This is a genomic window from Thalassolituus maritimus (genome assembly GCF_900156675.1).
Taxonomy (GTDB): domain Bacteria; phylum Pseudomonadota; class Gammaproteobacteria; order Pseudomonadales; family Oceanobacteraceae; genus Thalassolituus; species Thalassolituus maritimus.
In genome coordinates, this window is sequence record NZ_FTOH01000007.1 from 195,620 (window position 1) to 213,675 (window position 18,056).

At 52.4% G+C, this 18,056-nt stretch carries 14 protein-coding genes; 5 read left to right on the forward strand and 9 right to left on the reverse strand.

From position 1 onward, the window contains the following. Positions 1-1,559 precede the first annotated feature (1,559 nt). The 5 genes from BW941_RS12605 to dksA form a co-directional block, all read right to left on the reverse strand. The gene (locus BW941_RS12605) at positions 1,560-2,963 is read right to left on the reverse strand and encodes a sigma-54-dependent transcriptional regulator (protein WP_076516584.1); all 1,404 of its coding nucleotides are present in this window, start codon (positions 2,961-2,963) and stop codon (positions 1,560-1,562) included. Further along, positions 2,960-5,890: a sensor histidine kinase gene (locus BW941_RS12610; protein ID WP_076516587.1), complete on the reverse strand. Its 2,931-nt coding sequence runs from the start codon at positions 5,888-5,890 to the stop codon at positions 2,960-2,962. Before BW941_RS12610 ends, BW941_RS12605 begins: the two co-directional genes overlap by 4 nt. Next, positions 5,880-6,059 (reverse strand): hypothetical protein, encoded by a 180-nt coding sequence (locus tag BW941_RS12615; protein WP_068439288.1) that lies wholly within the window; start codon positions 6,057-6,059, stop codon positions 5,880-5,882. Before BW941_RS12615 ends, BW941_RS12610 begins: the two co-directional genes overlap by 11 nt. Positions 6,060-6,109: 50 nt before the next feature. Beyond that, positions 6,110-6,988 (reverse strand): tRNA glutamyl-Q(34) synthetase GluQRS, encoded by an 879-nt coding sequence (gluQRS, locus tag BW941_RS12620; RefSeq protein WP_076516589.1) that lies wholly within the window; start codon positions 6,986-6,988, stop codon positions 6,110-6,112. A 61-nt stretch (positions 6,989-7,049) separates the two neighbouring features. Then, complete coding sequence (gene dksA / locus BW941_RS12625; protein WP_076516591.1) at positions 7,050-7,484, reverse strand: RNA polymerase-binding protein DksA; 435 nt, start codon at positions 7,482-7,484, stop codon at positions 7,050-7,052. 210 nt (positions 7,485-7,694) lie between these two features. Between dksA and BW941_RS12630 the strand changes: the two genes are divergently transcribed. Continuing rightward, positions 7,695-8,891: a pyridoxal phosphate-dependent aminotransferase gene (locus BW941_RS12630; protein WP_076516593.1), complete on the forward strand. Its 1,197-nt coding sequence runs from the start codon at positions 7,695-7,697 to the stop codon at positions 8,889-8,891. After that, a complete protein-coding gene (gene sfsA, locus BW941_RS12635) occupies positions 8,891-9,601 on the forward strand; it encodes a DNA/RNA nuclease SfsA (RefSeq protein ID WP_076516594.1) in 711 nt (236 codons plus the stop codon). Before BW941_RS12630 ends, sfsA begins: the two co-directional genes overlap by 1 nt. Before the next feature lie 62 nt (positions 9,602-9,663). Here sfsA and BW941_RS12640 read toward each other — a convergent pair whose 3' ends face one another. The 3 genes from BW941_RS12640 to BW941_RS12650 form a co-directional block, all read right to left on the reverse strand. Next, the gene (locus BW941_RS12640; RefSeq protein ID WP_076516596.1) at positions 9,664-9,981 is read right to left on the reverse strand and encodes a Rieske (2Fe-2S) protein; all 318 of its coding nucleotides are present in this window, start codon (positions 9,979-9,981) and stop codon (positions 9,664-9,666) included. A gap of 349 nt (positions 9,982-10,330) precedes the next feature. After that, positions 10,331-11,116, reverse strand: a complete 786-nt coding sequence (locus BW941_RS12645; RefSeq protein ID WP_076516598.1) for a Crp/Fnr family transcriptional regulator — start codon at positions 11,114-11,116, stop codon at positions 10,331-10,333. Positions 11,117-11,213: 97 nt separating this feature from the next. Further along, positions 11,214-11,561, reverse strand: coding sequence for a pentapeptide repeat-containing protein (locus tag BW941_RS12650; protein ID WP_068439304.1), 348 nt, complete (start codon positions 11,559-11,561; stop codon positions 11,214-11,216). A 55-nt stretch (positions 11,562-11,616) separates the two neighbouring features. Between BW941_RS12650 and BW941_RS12655 the strand changes: the two genes are divergently transcribed. Continuing rightward, positions 11,617-14,004, forward strand: a complete 2,388-nt coding sequence (locus BW941_RS12655; protein ID WP_076516600.1) for a DNA polymerase II — start codon at positions 11,617-11,619, stop codon at positions 14,002-14,004. A gap of 26 nt (positions 14,005-14,030) precedes the next feature. After that, positions 14,031-14,999: a magnesium transporter CorA family protein gene (locus BW941_RS12660; RefSeq protein ID WP_076516602.1), complete on the forward strand. Its 969-nt coding sequence runs from the start codon at positions 14,031-14,033 to the stop codon at positions 14,997-14,999. A gap of 26 nt (positions 15,000-15,025) precedes the next feature. Here the strand turns inward: BW941_RS12660 and BW941_RS12665 are convergent, their stop codons facing one another. Beyond that, positions 15,026-16,267 carry a cytochrome-c peroxidase gene (locus BW941_RS12665; RefSeq protein ID WP_076516605.1) on the reverse strand — a complete coding sequence of 414 codons (1,242 nt, stop codon included), beginning with the start codon at positions 16,265-16,267 and terminating at the stop codon, positions 15,026-15,028. A 187-nt stretch (positions 16,268-16,454) separates the two neighbouring features. On the opposite strand from BW941_RS12665, the gene BW941_RS12670 reads away from it, so the two are divergent. Further along, entirely contained in the window at positions 16,455-18,050 is a 1,596-nt protein-coding gene (locus BW941_RS12670) for an imelysin family protein (protein ID WP_076516607.1), read from the forward strand. Positions 18,051-18,056 lie beyond the last annotated feature (6 nt).

The window sequence follows — 18,056 nt, forward strand, 5'->3', positions numbered from 1 at the left end:
CGCACTGATTGGGGCCAGTGCGGCTTTCTGAGTCGGGTTGTGCCGGATGTTGTTATTGTTATGCCCGACTACCATGTCGACAGATGTTTTGAATGGGCATCCCCTGCCTCATTTTTTATTGTTGTTGTCGGCGCTCAATGCGCATTCAAAACATTTGTCACCCAGGCCTTTGTTATTTTTATTGTTGGCCCTTCTTCTCTACCCGATCCCTTCGGAAGCACTTTGTTATTTTTATTGGTGCGCTTCGTTTTGAGATCTTGTTGAGGCGTCGCATTTGTTATTTTTATAGTTTGCGTTGCTCTCTGATGAATATAAAGCGAATGGTGTGCCAACTTTTAAAAATCTATATTTATCAATGACTTACGTTTCATTGTCCCGGTTTTTGAGTTGTGCTGTGGCCCGAAGTGTTACGAAAGATTACGAATTGTGTAACCCACAGGTAACAAACTTCAGGAAACGTAACACTGAGTAAATGTTCAATCAGCCTTACGCCGGATGCCACTGAAGAGTAAACCGTCGAGAGGGTATGAAGAGGTCGGATCGGGTAGGGCGAATTTCAGGCAATAAAAAAGCCGCAGGTGCGGCTTCTTGGATTCTTTCTGCAGTCTTTGTTTGGACGCCTCTGTTATTTTTATTGTTAGCGGCCCAACTGTCTTATTTTTCTCTGATCTTCCGTACTTCTTATTGTTTGTGAAGGGGTCCTTCACTGGGCTTGCTGATTATTTTTATTGTTTGCGTTTCAGCGGCAAGCCCGGCAGTCCGACTTTGTTATTTTTATTTGTGTCGTCCTGCTGTACGTAAATTAATGCCAAGACCGTGCCAGTTTTTAAAAGTCTTTATTTTTCAATGGGTTATGGTTTTTCAATGGCGGGCGTCAGGCGCATTTTTACAGAAAGTGTTACGTAACATTACGCTGACATATGTCTATTGGTAACAGTTGGGCGAGTGGGGTAACACTTTAGTCGAAGTGTTCTGCCTGGGGTAACAAAGTCGTTACCGATCGGGAATGATTGCTGAGTCGGGTGCTGATGCCTGACGGACAGGCAATAAAAAAGCCGCTCAGGCGGCTCTTCAGGGGCGTTATTCTTATTATTCTGTGCTGCCACAGGTGTCATCGTCGTTTTGAATAGGCAGAGCTTCTGTTTTTATTCTTGTTTTGTCTCTGCTCATTCGAAACTAACAATGGTGGCCATTGTCATTTTTGTTATGAGGTTGGGAATTACCGGCGCTTTGTTATTTTTATTAGTGCGCCTCCCGCTTACCGGCAGTGTCTCTTTGTTATTTGTATTGATGGACACCAGCTCAGTACTGTCTATAAAGCTAAACTCGTGCCAGTTATTAAAAATACAATAAAAACAATGAGTTACGAAATTACACTTGTCTATAATTATAGACAGTTAGACTAAAGTGTTACGAACTGTGAGCCATTAGGTAACAGTTTTGATACCTGAGTAACACTCTGTAACTGGATTTGATACATACGTAACAGAAAAGACGAAAGGCTGTCCCGAAAAGAGTATGTACGAGCAGGGGTAACAAAAAGAGTGGCCGAGCTGGAATCAGCGGCCACCTTTTTTGCGTGGAATGCCAAGGCGCTGGCGACGTTCCCACAGCGATTTACGTGAGATTCCCAGCTTTTTCGCCAGTTCGGTCTCGGTCATGGACGCTTCGTTCTCGAGTACGAAGTGCACAAAGTAATCGTCCAGTGACAGATCACCCTGCTGCTCGTCGTTCTGGTCCGTAGGCTGGTATGGGTTGTCTTCGACCAGGCTGTTACGCATGGAGTCACTTATGTAACGATCAGGGCTGACTTCGATGCCCAGCAGGTCAGGTTCAACCTCATCAGACTCAGCGAGGATGACAGAGCGCTCAACAGCATTCTCCAGCTCGCGCACATTGCCGGGCCAGTGGTAATCACGAATCGCTTTCAACGAGGCATCGTTAAAGCGCATCGGCGCCTGAGCCATTTTCTCACAGGCGCGTGCCAACATAGCGGTGGCAATTTCAATGACATCTTCACCGCGGTCACGCAGAGGCGGCAGGTGCAGTTCCATTACGTTGAGGCGATAATACAGATCTTCCCGGAATTCGCCTTGTGAGGAGAGTTCTTTCAGATTGCGGTGCGTGGCAGCGACGAGGCGTACATTTACCTTCTGGCTTTGCACTGAACCGACACGGCGAATTTCGCCTTCCTGCAGAACGCGTAGCAGCCGCGCCTGAGCTTCAAGGGGAAGCTCGCCGATTTCATCCAGAAAAAGGGTGCCGCCATCCGCGGCTTCAACCAACCCCTGGCGCTGAGCGGTCGCACCGGTAAATGCGCCTTTCTCATGGCCGAACAGTTCGGACTCAATCAGGGTTTCAGGGATTGCCGCGCAGTTTACGGAGATCAACGGCTTGTCAGCGCGCCGACTCTGATTATGAATTGCTTTGGCCACCAGTTCTTTACCGGTGCCGGATTCGCCTTGAATCAGCACAGTGGCGTCTGTTGGAGCAACCTTGGCGATCTTTCGGAACAACAGCTGCATTGGCTCGCAGCTGCCGATAATCCCGGTTTTAGAGGATGGCACTGGCTCTGGCAGGTCATCCAGCGTGTCTGTCACTGCATCGGCAGTTTCTGTGCGCATTGCCAGGATACGCTCGACCGCCTGAATCATTTCGTCGTGATCAAAGGGTTTGGCAATGTAATCAACCGCGCCGAGCTTCATGGCATCGACGGCAGAACGCAGACTGGCGTAGCTGGTCATGATCAGAACCGGCACTTTTCCTGCGAGCTCAATAAGGTCAGTGCCATGGCCACCAGGCAGTCTCAGATCGCTGATGATCATGTCATAGCTGGTCAGGTCGAGCGCTTTGGCGGCATCGACAGAGTCTGCTTCAGTCACTTCATGATTATGGCGAGTTAACAGGCGACGCACCGCGTTGCGGATAATAGCTTCGTCTTCTACGACCAGAATATGACTCATGAATGGTGATCCGTTAACTCAGGTTGTTCACAACGTGGAAGACTGACTGTAACACAGGTTCCGCGTCCGCTGGCCAATGGGCTGTCGATTGCGATGTGACCGTAGTGCTCTTCAATGATGCTGTAGACTAGTGATAGTCCCAGTCCTGTCCCTTTACCCACGTCTTTGGTGGTAAAAAATGGCTCAAATATATGATCGAGCGTTTCCGCCGGAATGCCGTGTCCGTCATCGATCACGCGGATTCTGACCTGCTGTTCATCCATATCGCCCTGAACCCAGATGGTGCCGCCGGCTTCGGAGGCATCGCGCGCGTTACCCAGCAGGTTTACAAACACCTGCACCAGACGCTGAGCATCTCCCATAGTCATCAGTTCGGGCGGGCAGTCGTTAATAAAATTGATGTCCTGACTGCGCTTACTCAGCTTAAGAAGCTGGATGGCTTCGTTGATACAGTAGGTGGCGTCGACCGGCTCGTGTTCTGTGCTGTGATGTCCGGCGTGAGAGAAGTTCATTAGCGATTGCACGATTCGGGTAACACGCTTGGTCTGTTCCTGAATCTGGTCGGCCATTTCCAGTAATTCCGGGTTGTCGGTCTCGTAACGCATGCTTTGCGCCAGACAGTCGATCCCCGTGATTGGGTTGCCAATTTCGTGGGCGACGCCGGCAGCAAGACGACCGATCGACGCAAGGCGCTCACTGTGCATCAGCTCTTCTTCAAGGAGCTGAGTCTCAGTCTGGTCCTCAAGCAGAATAACGGTACCGCCGGGCTGGCTGCCGCTGGGTTGCAGAACGGCTTTGTGCATACCAAACCAGCGTGGACGACCGGCACTGTCGACCCGGTGCTTGTGTTTGTGCATGGCGTGGCTGGTCAGGAAGTCGGTCAGCATCGGACCCCATGGAGAAGGCAGACGACTGACGTGCGAGCCCGTCACTTCACGGGACTCGGTACCCGTCAGTTGCGACATGACCTGATTCCACATCAATACTTCGCCATCCGGAGCGAGTGAGCATACCCCCATAGGAAGGCGCTCAAGTGTCTGGCGGTGATAACGGCGCAGGTTATCGAGTTCGCTGGCAAGACCGCCCAAGCGGCTGTGGAAACCTTCAAGGCGCTGTTCCAGCTGGAAGATGTCTTCGGTCAGCTCAACGTCTTTCTGGAAGGGCAGATAGCGGTTCACCAGATCGTGAGCAACCGTTGGGCCCATCAGACCTGAGAGGTTGGCCTCCAGTCGGGCACGCAGGCGGCGCAGAGCGTACGGTCTGTCTTCGTAGGACGGAAGCTCAAGATCATCTAACGCCTGATAGACTTCGCGTTCTGCGACGTAGCGTCCCAATGACGGTGTTAACGCATTGATGACTTCATTGGTGTTTACCGCTTGCAGAGGCAGACGCGATGGGCGTGACACGTTATCAATTGAGCAGGCATCCGCGGCAGACTGCTCTTCGGCGCTGCGTTTGGTGCTCAGGCTGATAATGACAAACAACAGGAAATTGATACCAATCGCAGTGATGGCTGATAAGTGCCAGTTGCCTTCATCGGTGGGCGGTAAGAAGAACGGGATTTCCCAGCCCAATGCCAGCTCACAGAACGGCAGTAACAGACCATAGATCCAGGTGACGGTGCCGACGACCAGACCGACGATAAAGCCTTTACGGTTGGACTGAGGCCAGTAGAGCAAGCCGAGAATACCGGGCAGGAATTGCGAGCAAGCAACGAACCCGAGAATGCCCAGCTGGCTTAGATCCAGATCAGAGCCGACGATGCGGTAGAAGCCATACGCCAGTAACAGGATTACCCCAATCAGTGAGCGGCGCATCCACAGCAACCAACGATAGAAATCGTAGCGTGGTGCAGGCTTATAAACCGGGAGCACCAGATGGTTGAGGAACATGGCCGCGGTCGACAGGGTGGTAACAATGATGATGCCGGACGCAGCCGCCAGGCCGCCGACGAAAATCATTACGGTCAGAAATTCAGATTCCAGCGCCAGGCCAATGCCCAGTGCGAAGTAGGAAGGGTCACTGTCGACGTTCAGATAGTAGCCAGCCCACAGAATAGGTGGCACCGACAGGCTCATGATCAGTAGAAAAAGTGGAAAGCCCCAGCTCGCATGCTTGAGTGCCCCAGGGTTGGTATTCTCGGTGAAGGCCATATGGAACATGTGAGGCATCGCCACCGCAGCCGCAAAGAACATCAGCAGCAGGGTTCGCCATGGGCCATCCTGAAGTCTTACCTGTTCGCGTGCGAGCTGGGCCTGATTGTCTGATAACCACTGTTCCAGGCCGCCGACTTCAGGGAATACGCCAAACAGAACCACGCCGCCCAGCACAAGAATGGCGACCAGCTTCAGAACGGATTCAAAGGCAATGGCGAACACCAGCCCTTCGTGTTTCTCACGTGGAGACACATGGCGCGCACCAAACAGAATGGCGAACAGGATCATGATCAGACAGTAGGCCAGTGCCAGATTCTCAACCGGCCATTCGCGGTTCAGCAGATAAAGCGTATCGCCGATGGCTGTGATCTGCAGCGTCAGCATCGGGATCACAACCGCCAGCATGATCAGGGAGACGGTGATCCCTGCCCACCGCGACCTGTAACGGAAGGCAAGTAAGTCAGCCAGAGAGCTTAGCTGGTAGGTCCGGGTGATCTGCAGAATCGGCTTAAGCAGAATCGGGGACATGACAAAGGCCCCGGAAATACCCATGTAGTAGGCGAGGAAGCCATAACCGTATTGGTTAGCCAGACCGACAGAGCCGTAAAACGCCCAGGCGCTGGCATAGACACCCAAAGACAGCACATACACCAGAGGGTGGCGTACCCAGGCGCGGGGTAGCCAGTTGCGCTCGACGGCATAGGCCGCGAGAAAGAGAGAAAACAGATAGCCAACGCCGAGGAGCGCCAGCTGACCAAGGCTAAACGTCATCGTTGTCCTTCTGCTTGCTGTTAAACCAGATGTAGAGAGCAATCAGAAGCGCCCAGATACCGAATGGACGATACCAGGCGGCACGGTCGTCGAGCCACCAGTCCATCATGACTGGAGAAATAAGATAGATGCCAACCAGCATCAGCAGACTGAGGCGATAATCGTACATTTAGCGCTCTGGGTGTTTGGTTGCCCAGAGGTTATCACACCAGACGCTGATTATGTGCGTTGAAATGGCCCGGGCGCAGGCATGGATTGCTCGCCTTTCAAGGGCGCGGGGTTCCAGTGACTGACAGCCCAGTTTAAGAGTTCGTCCGCTGGCGCACCAAACAAGGTTTGTGGGGGCGACTGGCGTAGCCAATGCAGGGCCTGCCACAGGGTTTCACCTATGTGTGCATCAGCGAGTGGCAGAGCCAGATTCTGTTTACTCAATTTCTGGCCGTTCTGCTCGACGGCCACAGGAATGTGACTGTAATGGGGAATGCTGAGAGACAATGCCTGTTGCAACAGATACTGACGAACGGTGGAGTCGATCAGGTCGATACCGCGAACGACGTGGGTAATTTCCTGTGCGGCGTCATCGACGACGACGGCAAGCTGGTACGACCAGAAGCCGTCTCGGCGACGGATAACAAAATCGCCGATTTCATCTGCGAGGTCATAGCGGTGATCGGGTTGCAGGCCATCATGCAGGCTGGTTGCGCCGCCGGGGCACAGAAAGCGCCAGGCGAAATCATGATCGGCGGGTGGTGGGCAGACGCCCTGATGAAGTTCTCCACCAAGCTGCTTGCGGGAACAGGCACAGGGAAAGGCATCGCCCTGATATCGCAGTTTATCCAGCGCCGCCTGATAGAGTTCACCGCGCTCGCTTTGATAAACAATGTCACCGTCCCAGTGCAGACCATAGGCATCAAGAATCCTTAGAATCTCAGCAGAAGCTGTCGGATCTTCGCGGGGAGGGTCGAGATCTTCGATGCGGACCAGCCACTGCCCATGACAGTGTCGTGCATCCAGATAGCTGGCGAGTGCAGCCAATAAAGAGCCAAAATGAAGAGGCCCGGTCGGGGAGGGAGCAAAACGCCCGATGTAATCAGTCATAGATGTGTTCCGGCAGGCAGGTCATCGCTGCCCACCGGTCACTGAACTAAAGCGTCGGAGCTTATACGCCGAGTTGCTTTTCCTTGATCTCTGCAAGGGTCTTGCAGTCGATGCACAGGTCAGCAGTCGGGCGTGCTTCAAGGCGACGAATACCGATCTCAACGCCACAGGCAACACAATAGCCGTAGTCGTCTTTGTCGATCAGATCGATGGTCTTCTGAATCTTCTTCAGCAGCTTCCGCTCGCGATCACGGGTACGCAGTTCAAGGTTGAACTCTTCTTCCTGGCTGGCACGATCATTCGGGTCAGCGTAGTTGTTAAGTTCGGTCTGCATGTGCTCTTTTGTGCGGTCAACTTCTTCCATCAGCTCCTGACGCCAGTTGCCGAGGATTTTGCGGAAGTGATCCTGTTGCGCTTCATTCATGTACTCCTCGCCTTCTTTCAGGTCGTATGGAGTAAAGTCAGACAGGGCAAATTCTTTTTTCTCTTGCGGCATTTCTCTTGTGCCTCACCTGTTCAAATAATAGTCACGCATCAGCGCTTTTCTGAGCTATGCATCAGATGCGCAAAAAATACAAGGCCGGGAAACTATCAGATAACATCGCCAGCGCCAATACTTTTATGTGTTCATTTGTGAGTTCATATCCTGCTGTGCCAACACCTAATCTGGCACAATAGCCCATAAATCTTCAAAAATTTGAGAACTATGTCATCAACTTCGAAAAGAAGTGGCGAAATTAAGCCGTTTCAGGTCATGGCTATTCTGGCAGAAGCGCAGGCTCTGCAGGCCGCAGGACATGACATTATCCACCTTGAGGTCGGTGAACCAGATTTCACGACGCCGGAGCCTGTAACCGAAGCAGGTATTGCTGCCTTAAGAGCAGGAAAAACGGGATATACACCGGCACTGGGCCTGCCTGAGCTGCGTGAAAAAATCGCGCACTATTACCAATCGCGGTTTGGCGTCACCGTGCCCGCATCCCGTGTGGTACTGACGCCCGGTGCGTCGGGGGCATTACTGCTACTGACGGCAGCGAGGTTAAACCCGGGTGATCAATTGATGCTGGCTGATCCGGGATACCCGTGTAACCGACATTTCGCGCGCGTGTTTGAGGCTCATGGGCAACTGATCCCGGCAGGTCCTGAGCAGAAGTACCAGTTGACGGCGGCCGATGTCGAAAGGCACTGGCAACCATCGACTCGTGCTGCGTTGGTGGCGAGCCCTGCGAATCCGACGGGCACCGTCCTGTCTCTGGATGAATTGTCACATCTATCTCAAACCGTCGCTAAGCAGGGCGGCGAGCTTTGGGTCGATGAGATTTATCAGGGGCTGAACTTCGGAGCCGGTGAAGGCGGCGGAGCTGAAACCGTATTGTCAGTCGCCGACGATGCAGTCGTGCTGAACAGTTTTTCCAAATTCTTCGGCATGACGGGGTGGCGTCTGGGATGGGCTGTCGTACCTGAATCACTCGTTCCCGTGCTGGATACTCTCGCACAGAATCTGTTTCTGGCGCCACCTACACCGGCCCAGTACGCCGCGTTAGCCGCCTTTTCTCCAGAAGTCATGGCGACATTAGAAGAGCGTCGGCAGATACTGCACGAGCGCCGCGATTATCTGCTGAGCGTATTGCCTGAGCTTGGTTTCAAGGTGCCAGTGGTCCCTGAGGGAGCATTCTACGTCTATGCGGATGCCAGTCGTTTTACCGATGACAGTCTGGCGTTCTGTGCGCGGCTTCTGCGTGAAACGGGGGTTGCCATTACGCCGGGCGTGGACTTTGGCGAGCATCGTGCTGGCGAGCATGTGCGCTTCGCTTTCACGACCCGTATTGAGCGCTTACAGGAAGCGATAGGGCGCCTTGCTGATTGGTTGCCAGAATACGTTGCTGAACAGGGTGGTCGATAATGCAGTACGAATTACCTCTGATCGAAGGCACTCTGATTAAGCGTTATAAGCGCTTTCTTGCCGATATCCGTTTGCAGGACGGCTCCGAGATTACGGTGCATTGCCCGAACACAGGTTCGATGAAACGCTGCGCTGAGCCGGGGAGTAAAGTCTGGATTTCGGACAGTGCGAATCCGAAGCGTAAATACCGCTACACCTGGGAATGGGTCGAAGTCGATGGCAAGTACCGTATTTGCGTGAACACCTCCCGTCCTAATCAGATCATTGGTGAGGCACTCGAGGCCAGAGCGATAGAAGGCCTTACTGACCATGACTCACTGCAGCGGGAGCCCAAAGTCGAGGATGGTCGCCTCGACTTCTGCCTGATGTTTGAAGACGGTCGCCGGTGCTGGATTGAAGTAAAAAGTGTCACTCTGCTCGAAGAAGACAATGGTCTTGGCTGCTTTCCGGACGCAGTAACCGACCGCGGACGTAAGCACTTGCTTCGCCTGCAAGCCCTGAAAGAAGAGGGGGACCGGGCGGTACTTCTGTTTTGTGTGCCTCACGAAGGTATTCGTGAAGTGACCGTGGCAGAGCATATCGACCCCAGGTACGCTGAGGCGTTACGTGCGGTGGTGGCTTCGGGGGTTGAAGTGATGGCGGCGGAGGTCAGCTTCGCCGACGATGATTCAGGACTTGAGGTGTGTGGCGTATTGCCAGTAGTGCTCTGACAGTACTTGGAGAGCAATTTGAGAGTCATTTGAGAGCACTCTGATGTATTTCAGGTTACGGGTCACAGTTCTATCCAGATATCGTCATCGCGCACTTCGCAAGGGAGTGGCGTGAGCGACTGGCCGGTGCAGGGGCCGGATACACAGTAACCGCTTTCGATCAGAAACAGCGCGCCGTGCATGGCGCACTGAATCAGCCTGCCATCCGAATCCAGAAACTGATCTGGCATCCATTCAAGGTTTACGCCCAGATGCGGGCAATGATTACGGTAGGCGTAAAGAGTGCCTTGTTGGCGGACTATAAAAAAGGAATGTCCGTCGAGTTCAAACCCACGGGACTGACCTTCTTGCAGGTCGGAATCTTTGCAGATGGCTGGCACAGTACGTCCTGTTACTTCTTTTGATCGTAAGAAATGCCGCAACGATGTTGCCTTGCGGGATATAAAAACCGGAGGGCTATTCTAGCAAGTCGATCTGACAAGCGGGCAAAAAAACGCCCCTCGACTCTTCGTGAAAAGATAGAGGGGCAAAGCAACCGTGATTAGCCTGGCCTCTCGGCCAGTGATGAGAGAGATCATCATTCAGACCATGTCAGAATGCTGAACATCGCTGGTGATGAGCCAGCGACAGGATTCATACTAGGGTAGGTTCTAAATGCAGTCAAGAATAATTATCATTTAGTTTTGTAAAGAGTATGTCAAAGACGTTTCTTTGACCGGAGAGCGCCTTTCAGTGCTGCTCCAGTACCTGCTGGTTCATCATATTGATGCGTCGTGCCAGGTTTTCAATCAGGTTTACCGCAGCCTGCGGCTGAGCCTTGATCAATACGGTGAAGTCCTGCTGCGGCACAGCCATCACGGTACACGCCGTGGAGGCGATGATGGATGCTGAACGCTTTTCGCCGGTAAACACCGCCATGGCCCCAAAGACTTCATCTTCACCCAGTTCGCCGACAGACACCCCGTCAACAATGACATCAGCATTGCCGCTGATGATGGTGTACACCATATCGGCATCGTCGCCTTGTTGAATAATGGTATCGCCCGCTGAAAAGTTCAGAAATCCGGCCGCAGGCTTGAGCTGCTCTTTCGACAGAGCGCCAAGGCGTTCTGTCAGTAGCGAATTGAGGGTGACCAGGTAATGGCTCCAGCAGTGCTGGCGGCGCTTATCGTTGTAGATATGAAGCAGAAAATCATCGCGATTGATGGGTTGTAGTTCGACATAGCCATCGGTCATGAGTGTTGGTGATGGCAGGTGGAACGACTGACTGATTCCGATCAGGTCGCCTTCTTCACAGGAGAACAGGGTATTTTCGTTGCTGCAGATATTGATGATGCCATCTTTAACAAGGAACAGGGTGTCTTCGTCAAAGTGCTCGTAGAGGTCATCCACTGATTCAAAAGTGACAGTATTCTGCGTGTAAGCGAAACCCAGCAGCATCTCTCTTGCGAGTTGCTGCAGCCGGGGGGAGTTCGCTTCAAATCCTGTCGCGGGTTCAGTTCCATTCTGATACATGGTGCCTCTCTTGCTTCTGTGAGCAATTCGTTGATGACACTACTTTACCCGATTCGGCTGAGATGTAAGCAGCCTCAGTCGCTCAGTGATAACTGAGTCACATATTGCTCGTGTGGCGCAAACGTGTCCCCATTGTCACTGATAAGCGGATCTCTTCGGCGCTCAGTTCGGGCGGGAAATAGCAACCGCTGATTTTTGCATCCGCCAGACTCGCGCCTCCGAGTTGGCAGCCCCGGAAGTCGATACCACGCAGATCCGAGCCGCGGAAATACGTATCTGTGAGGTCCATACCGGATACGTTGAGCTTACGCAGATCCAGACCTCGAAGATCACACCCGGTAAGATCACAGGACTGCCCGGACTCGCGCGCCTGATTAAAGCCCTCGACGTTATCGTCGCGCAGCATCAAATACATCGGGTCCTGACTGATTTGAGGTGTGGTCATGCAGTGGCTCCTGAAATACACTTTGATGCTCTCAGTATAGGCACTGGTTCTGACATTGCTTTCCACACCGCTTCCCGCATTTCTTCTCAGCAGTCGCTGGCAGGATGAGGGCGATACAACACAACTGATTTTCTGGTGGGCGACTTCCGAAGGCGCCGTCCGTACCTGTATCGAACAGCCCTGCGTTTGCTTTATTCCGGCGAAACACAGGGGGCGTGCTGAAGAAGTTATATCGGCCCTTGGCTGGCCCATTACCTTGCGGGAAGTTAGCTTAAAGCTGTTCAGTCAGGAACAGGCCGTCGCCTGTTATCTTCCTTCTGCTTACCTTTACCGCTGGCGCGATGTCCTGAGCGACCAGAAAATTCAGGTTTATGAGTTGGATATCCGCCCCACCGATCGGTATCTGATGGAGCGTTTTATTGCCGGGTCGGCTCAGATACATGGTGGGGAGTGGACGTCTTTCTCGCAATCCGCTACCTGGCACTCTGCGAACGGTGTGCAGCTTACTCCTGGTGATTATCGTCCGGAACTGCGTTACCTGTCGGTGGATATCGAAACTTCGTTCCCGCGCACGGACGAGCCTGACCGGCTGTTTTCTATTGCTTTTTATGCACCTGATTTCTCTCACGTTCTGATGATCAGTGACCAGGAAGGCGATAATCAGGAAGGCGATAACTATGAAGCCGTTGCCGATGAGCCTGCGTTACTGACACGTTTTCTGGATGTCATCGCAGAGTATGATCCTGATGTGCTGATCGGCTGGAATTTTATTCAGTTTGATATGGCGTTTCTTAAGCGTAAGTATGCCGAGCACGATATCCCGTTTGCCCTTGGTCGCGATGGCAGCCTGCTCGACTGGCGCCAGTCTGCACAGAACCCGGATCGTATTTTCCTGCACACGCCAGGGCGGGTGATCCTCGATGGAATAGAGTGTCTGCGTACGGCGACCTGGCAGTTTGATAGCTTTGCGCTTGATGACGTTGCTGACCAGCTTCTGGGCGAAGGGAAGTTACTTCATGGCGAAGAGCGCGGTGGTGATATCGAGCGGCTGTTTGTTGAAAATAAGCAGGCGCTTGCGGCTTATAACCTGAAAGACTGTGAACTTGTCTGGCGTATTTTTGAGCACACGGATTTGTTCAGTTTTCTGGTTGAGCGCTCGCGCATGACGGGTCTGCTGATGGACCGTATGGGTGGCTCTGTTGCCGCCTTTGAATACATGTATCTGCCTCGCATGCACCGGGCTGGCTGGGTTGCACCCAATATGGGGAACGGTTACAGCGCGGAAAAAAGCCCAGGCGGCTATGTTATGGACTCACAGCCGGGCTTGTTCAGGCATGTACTTGTGCTGGATTTTAAAAGTCTCTACCCCTCTATTATCCGGACATTCTGCATAGATCCGGTTGGTTTGATTACAGGGGAGCATGCGCCGGCTGAAGAGGTTATTCCCGGATACTTTGGTGGCGTATTTCATCGGGATCAGCACATTCTTCCTGATTTAATCCGACATCTTGGTGAGCTCAGGGAGGAGGCAAAAAAGCACAATAATCAGCCGCTTTCTCAGGCGATTAAAATCATCATGGCGTCGTGTTACGGCGTGCTGGGGTCTGACGGATGCCGCTTTTACGATACAAGACTGGCGGCCTCAATCACCAAACGTGGTCATGACATTATTCAGCGAACAACGGCTTATATTGCTGAGAAAGGCTATCAGGTTATTTACGGCGATACTGACTCGGTTTTCGTTTGGCTGCGTCAGGACCTCGATGATCACGAGGCCGATAAGCTAGGGCATCAACTGGCTGAAGATATTAACCAGTGGCTTTCCATTGAACTGAAAAACGAATTCAGGCTCCAAAGCTATCTGGAACTCGAATACGAAACGCATTACCGACAGTTCTTTATGCCGTCCATCCGCGGTGCCGAAACTGGAAGTAAGAAGCGCTACGCTGGCATCAATGCGAGTGATGACCGATTAGTATTTAAAGGCTTAGAAGCGGTGCGGAGCGACTGGACACCGTTGGCTCGTGAGTTCCAGAGAGAGTTATACCGCCGGGTGTTCTGTGGCGAGCCCTGGGGACAGTGGCTAAAAAATCAGGTCGGTGAACTTTTTGATGGCAACGCAGATGACATGCTGATATATCGTAAGCGCTTGCGACGACCATTACCTCACTACCAGAAAAGCAGGCCGCCCCATGCGAAAGCCGCGGCGGTGATGGATCGTTGGCTGGAGACCCAGAGACGTCCTCCCAGATATCAGGACAGGGGAGGTTGGATCAGTTATGTCATGACAGTGAACGGGCCAGAGCCAGTAGAGGTGCGACAGTCGGCCATCGACTATGACCACTATCTGGAAAAACAACTTAAACCAGTAGCTGACTCTATCTTTCAGTTTACTGGCCATAATTTTGATCAGGAAGCCGGCCAGCAGCACCGACTGTTCTGACCGACAGAATAACGACAGGAAATACTATGATCAGATGTATGCTCGAAAGTAGCGACGGTTCAATCCTTACTGGTGGTTCTGAATTGCTGATTGAGTGGCAGCGTAACCGTGAGGGTAAGTTCTGGCTTGATATTCAGGAAGAAGATACGTCCGGTGAGCGCAAGTTGCTGGAAAAACTGGGCCTGCATACTCTGGCCGTACAGGATGCCCAGCGTGATCGACATCCACCTAAACTCGAAGAGTTCGATGATTTTACTTTTGTTCTGTATCGCGGGATTGCCAGCTTCAATGCAGAGTTAGTGCATGACTCTCAGAATATTGCGTTTTTTGTTGGTGATAACTTCCTCGTTACCCGTCACCCTAAACCGGCAGTCAGTATTGAGAAGCTGTTTTCTGAACAAGGCTCAAAGTTACTGAAACAGGGGCCGGGGTTTCTTGCACTGCGAATTATGCATACGTCGGCGGGGTTGTACCTTGATGCGCTCCTTGAGTTCGAAGAGCGCCTGAGTGACATCGAAGATGCGCTGATGAATGATGGTAACGATGATCTGATGCGTGAACTGGTGACTTACCGAACGCGCCTGGTAAAGCTACGTCGCTTGTTCAATTATCACCGTAATATTACCGATGAACTGCGCAGCGATGAGTACCTTGCTCTGAATTATAAAGACGATCCGATGGGGCACGCGATCACAGATCTTCATGATCGATTTGATCGCCTGTATACGCTCGCGGAAATTTTCTACAGCATCAGCGGTGACTTGATTGACGGTTATATTTCGATAGCTTCTCATCAGCTGAACCGCACTATGCAGGTACTGACGGTGATTACTGCGATCTTTGTTCCTCTCGGGTTTCTGGCGGGGCTCTATGGCATGAACTTCGAGTACATCCCTGAGCTTAAAATAGAAAATGGCTACTTTATTTTATTAGCGGCCATGGGCTCAATCGCGGTGGGCTTGCTGGCACTGTTCCGCAAAATACGCTGGCTGTAATGCTAATCGGGTGTGGACTCGGGTGGTCAGAGTCCACATTCTTCGGCATCTTCGGGAAGCAGGTGTTCGTACTGCTCATCAGTCAGGCTATAAAGGAAGCAGACCACCCCTTCGATATCGTTCTCACTCAGAGCTGTGCCCTGACGTAGCTCCGGAAAACTCACGTTTGCGGCGACTTCAGGTGCCGCCCATTCCACACCGGTTTCCGGGTTTATGCCGTTAGTTGAGTTTGTCAGGTGGCGGTCGTAAAAGCGGATGACGGTATCCAGAGACTGAAATACTCCATTGTGCATGTAGGGCGCTGTGACGCCCACATTGCGTAAGGTAGGCACCCGGAACTTACCTTCCAGCTCACTCGTATCAGGCTCGTCTGAAACAGCGTCGATGGCAGCAAGACCCGTATCAGTGAAGCCTTCATCACTGCCGTTTGCTGTGCGAAGTCCGGTATTTACCGGGACACCAATATTGTGAAACTCGTAATTACTGAATGTCTCGCCTTCATTGCCATTTGGCCGGAGCTGGTGGCAGGTTGCGCAGTTTGTAAACTGCTGCGAGAAAAAGCGAGCCTTGCCCAATGCTGCTTTGGATACCGGGCTGTATTCGTATTCGCCGCGGAGGAATTTGTCGTATTTTGAATTGAAGGGCGACATGTCAGCGCTGCGCTCAAACGCTGCAATGGCCTGAGTCATAGCAAGATAGGCCTCGTCGATATCATCAAAAATGTTGGCGCCGAAGAGTTCAGTAAAGTTTTCTTCGTAGCTGACATTTTCTCTCAGGCGAGCGACAACAGTGGCCTTGTCGGGCATATTCATCTCGACCGGATTCAGCGGTGGGCCGCCGGCCTGATCTTCCAGTGTCGCTGCCCGGCCATCCCAGAACTGGCCACCTATATAACCAACATAGTCTTCCCTTGGGCTGTTAAAACGTTGATGGGTACCGTAGGTGAATTCCGGGATGCTGGCTGAATACAGCGCGGTTGGCGTATTCCGGTCGCCGAGAGACACGCCATCATCACCGACGGAAGCAGAGCGCACGTTGCCGCTGCCATTGATAGACGGGTCTGTGAACGCATGATCCGGGTCGTGGCAGGTCGCGCAGGACTGTGTGCGGTCAAGTGAGAGGTTGGTGTCGTGGAACAGGGTTTCGCCCAGTGCGATCAGTTGATTCTCAGAGTCTCCCGCTGAAGCGGAGTCAGAGCTTCCGCTGCCCCCGCAAGCCGTTAACAGCGCCGGAAGCAGCAACGCCAGCGTTAGCAACTTCAGCTTCATGTTCCACACCATGTACACATCACTAGTTACAACTATTTGAGTCATTGATCAGAGTACTGAAATAATAGCAGATGATAGTGATTTAAATCATGAAACGGGTTACGTTTGTTATTGAAAGTAATTCGCATTGAGTTTACTGTACTCTCACTTTTCTAGCCCCAGTGGCTCTCAGATGATGGAGTAACGTATGAAGCTTTCTCGACTGGCGATCGTTGTCGCGGCCGGATTCACACTGGCTGCCTGCGGTGGCAGCAACAGCAGCAGCACGGATGACATTCTTAACCTTGATAACGTAGGTAAGGTACTGGAAACCAACGCCGACATCGCCTACGCCGCCTATCAGGATTCGGTAACGACCGCTCAGGCGCTGAAAGCGGCCCTGGCTACCTTCCGTGCTGATCCGAGCGAAGCAAACCTGCAGGCAGCGAAGCGCGCCTGGCTGGTAGCTCGTGAGCCATACGGTCAGACTGAAGTTTACCGTTTCCGTAACAGCCCGATTGACTCGACTGATTACAGCAGCGAAGACGGCCCTGAAGGGGCGATAAATGCCTGGCCTTTGGGTGAAGCGCTGATTGATTATGTGAAAGTCCTTGATACTGAGATGAACATCAGTGCTGATTTCGGCACAAGCCAGATTGGCGTAACTGACAACGAAGTGTCAGGTTCTAATGGTCGCGTTGGTGACGAAAACGTGACTGACGATGGGACACTCTACGAAATCACCGCCGAAGACTACGATGAGTCCGACAACATCATCTCGCGCACCGATATCGAGATCAATGCAGACCTACTGGAAAAATCGGCCACTGCCGAAGATGAGCATGACGTGATCTCCGGCTATCACGCGATTGAATTTCTGCTCTGGGGCCAGGACCTGAACAGAGAAGGTAACACCACCGACGGCACTGATCGCGACGAAGCCGTCAAAGTTCTCGATGTAGAAGATGCGGAAGACGAAAACTCTTTCTACGCAGCCGGTGGTGATCGTCCTATTACAGACTTTCAACCGAGCTATTACGATGCCGAGACCGCTGCTGAAAGTGAAGGTCTGGTTGATGCAGCTTACGATTCTGACGTCGAATCTCACCGTCGTCACAGATTCCTCGAAGTCGCCGTTGATAAGCTGATCGCTGACCTTGAATCTGTTCGTGATGGCTGGGCGCCGGGTGCGACTTACCGCACCGCATTTACTACAGTCACCAACGAAGCTCAGGCAAAACAGAAATTAACTGAAATTCTGACCGGTATGGGTACGCTGTCTGAAGGTGAACTGGCGGGTGAACGTATGCAGATCGCTTTCTCTGCGAACTCTCAGGAAGACGAGCACTCATGTTTCTCTGACAACACGCACCGTGATATCTGGTTGAACGCAGAAGGCGTGTCAAACAGCTACTATGGCGAATACGCAGGGTATGACAGCACGCTGAATGGCGTTGATGATGTGACCACCAACGCGGTAAATGGTTACGGTATCGATGACTGGCTGAAGGATTCTGGTGAAGCTGAACTCGCAGCAGAAATCGCAGTGGCCCTGGCGGCGACCGAAACTCAGTACGTTGCCATTGATACTCAGGCGCGTGCTGGGTCCCCGTTTGATGTTCAGATCATGGAAGAAAACGCAGAAGTTTCCAGTGCGGTGGCACAAGCCATTATTGCCCTGAACGCTCAATCGGCATTGATCGCAGATATCGCTGAAAAAGCAGGTATCGACGGATCTGTCGTCGTAGACCCTGAAGCGTCGGCGTGTGATACCGAAGACCCAACCGCGAGCTGTGACGAGTAAGTCTGC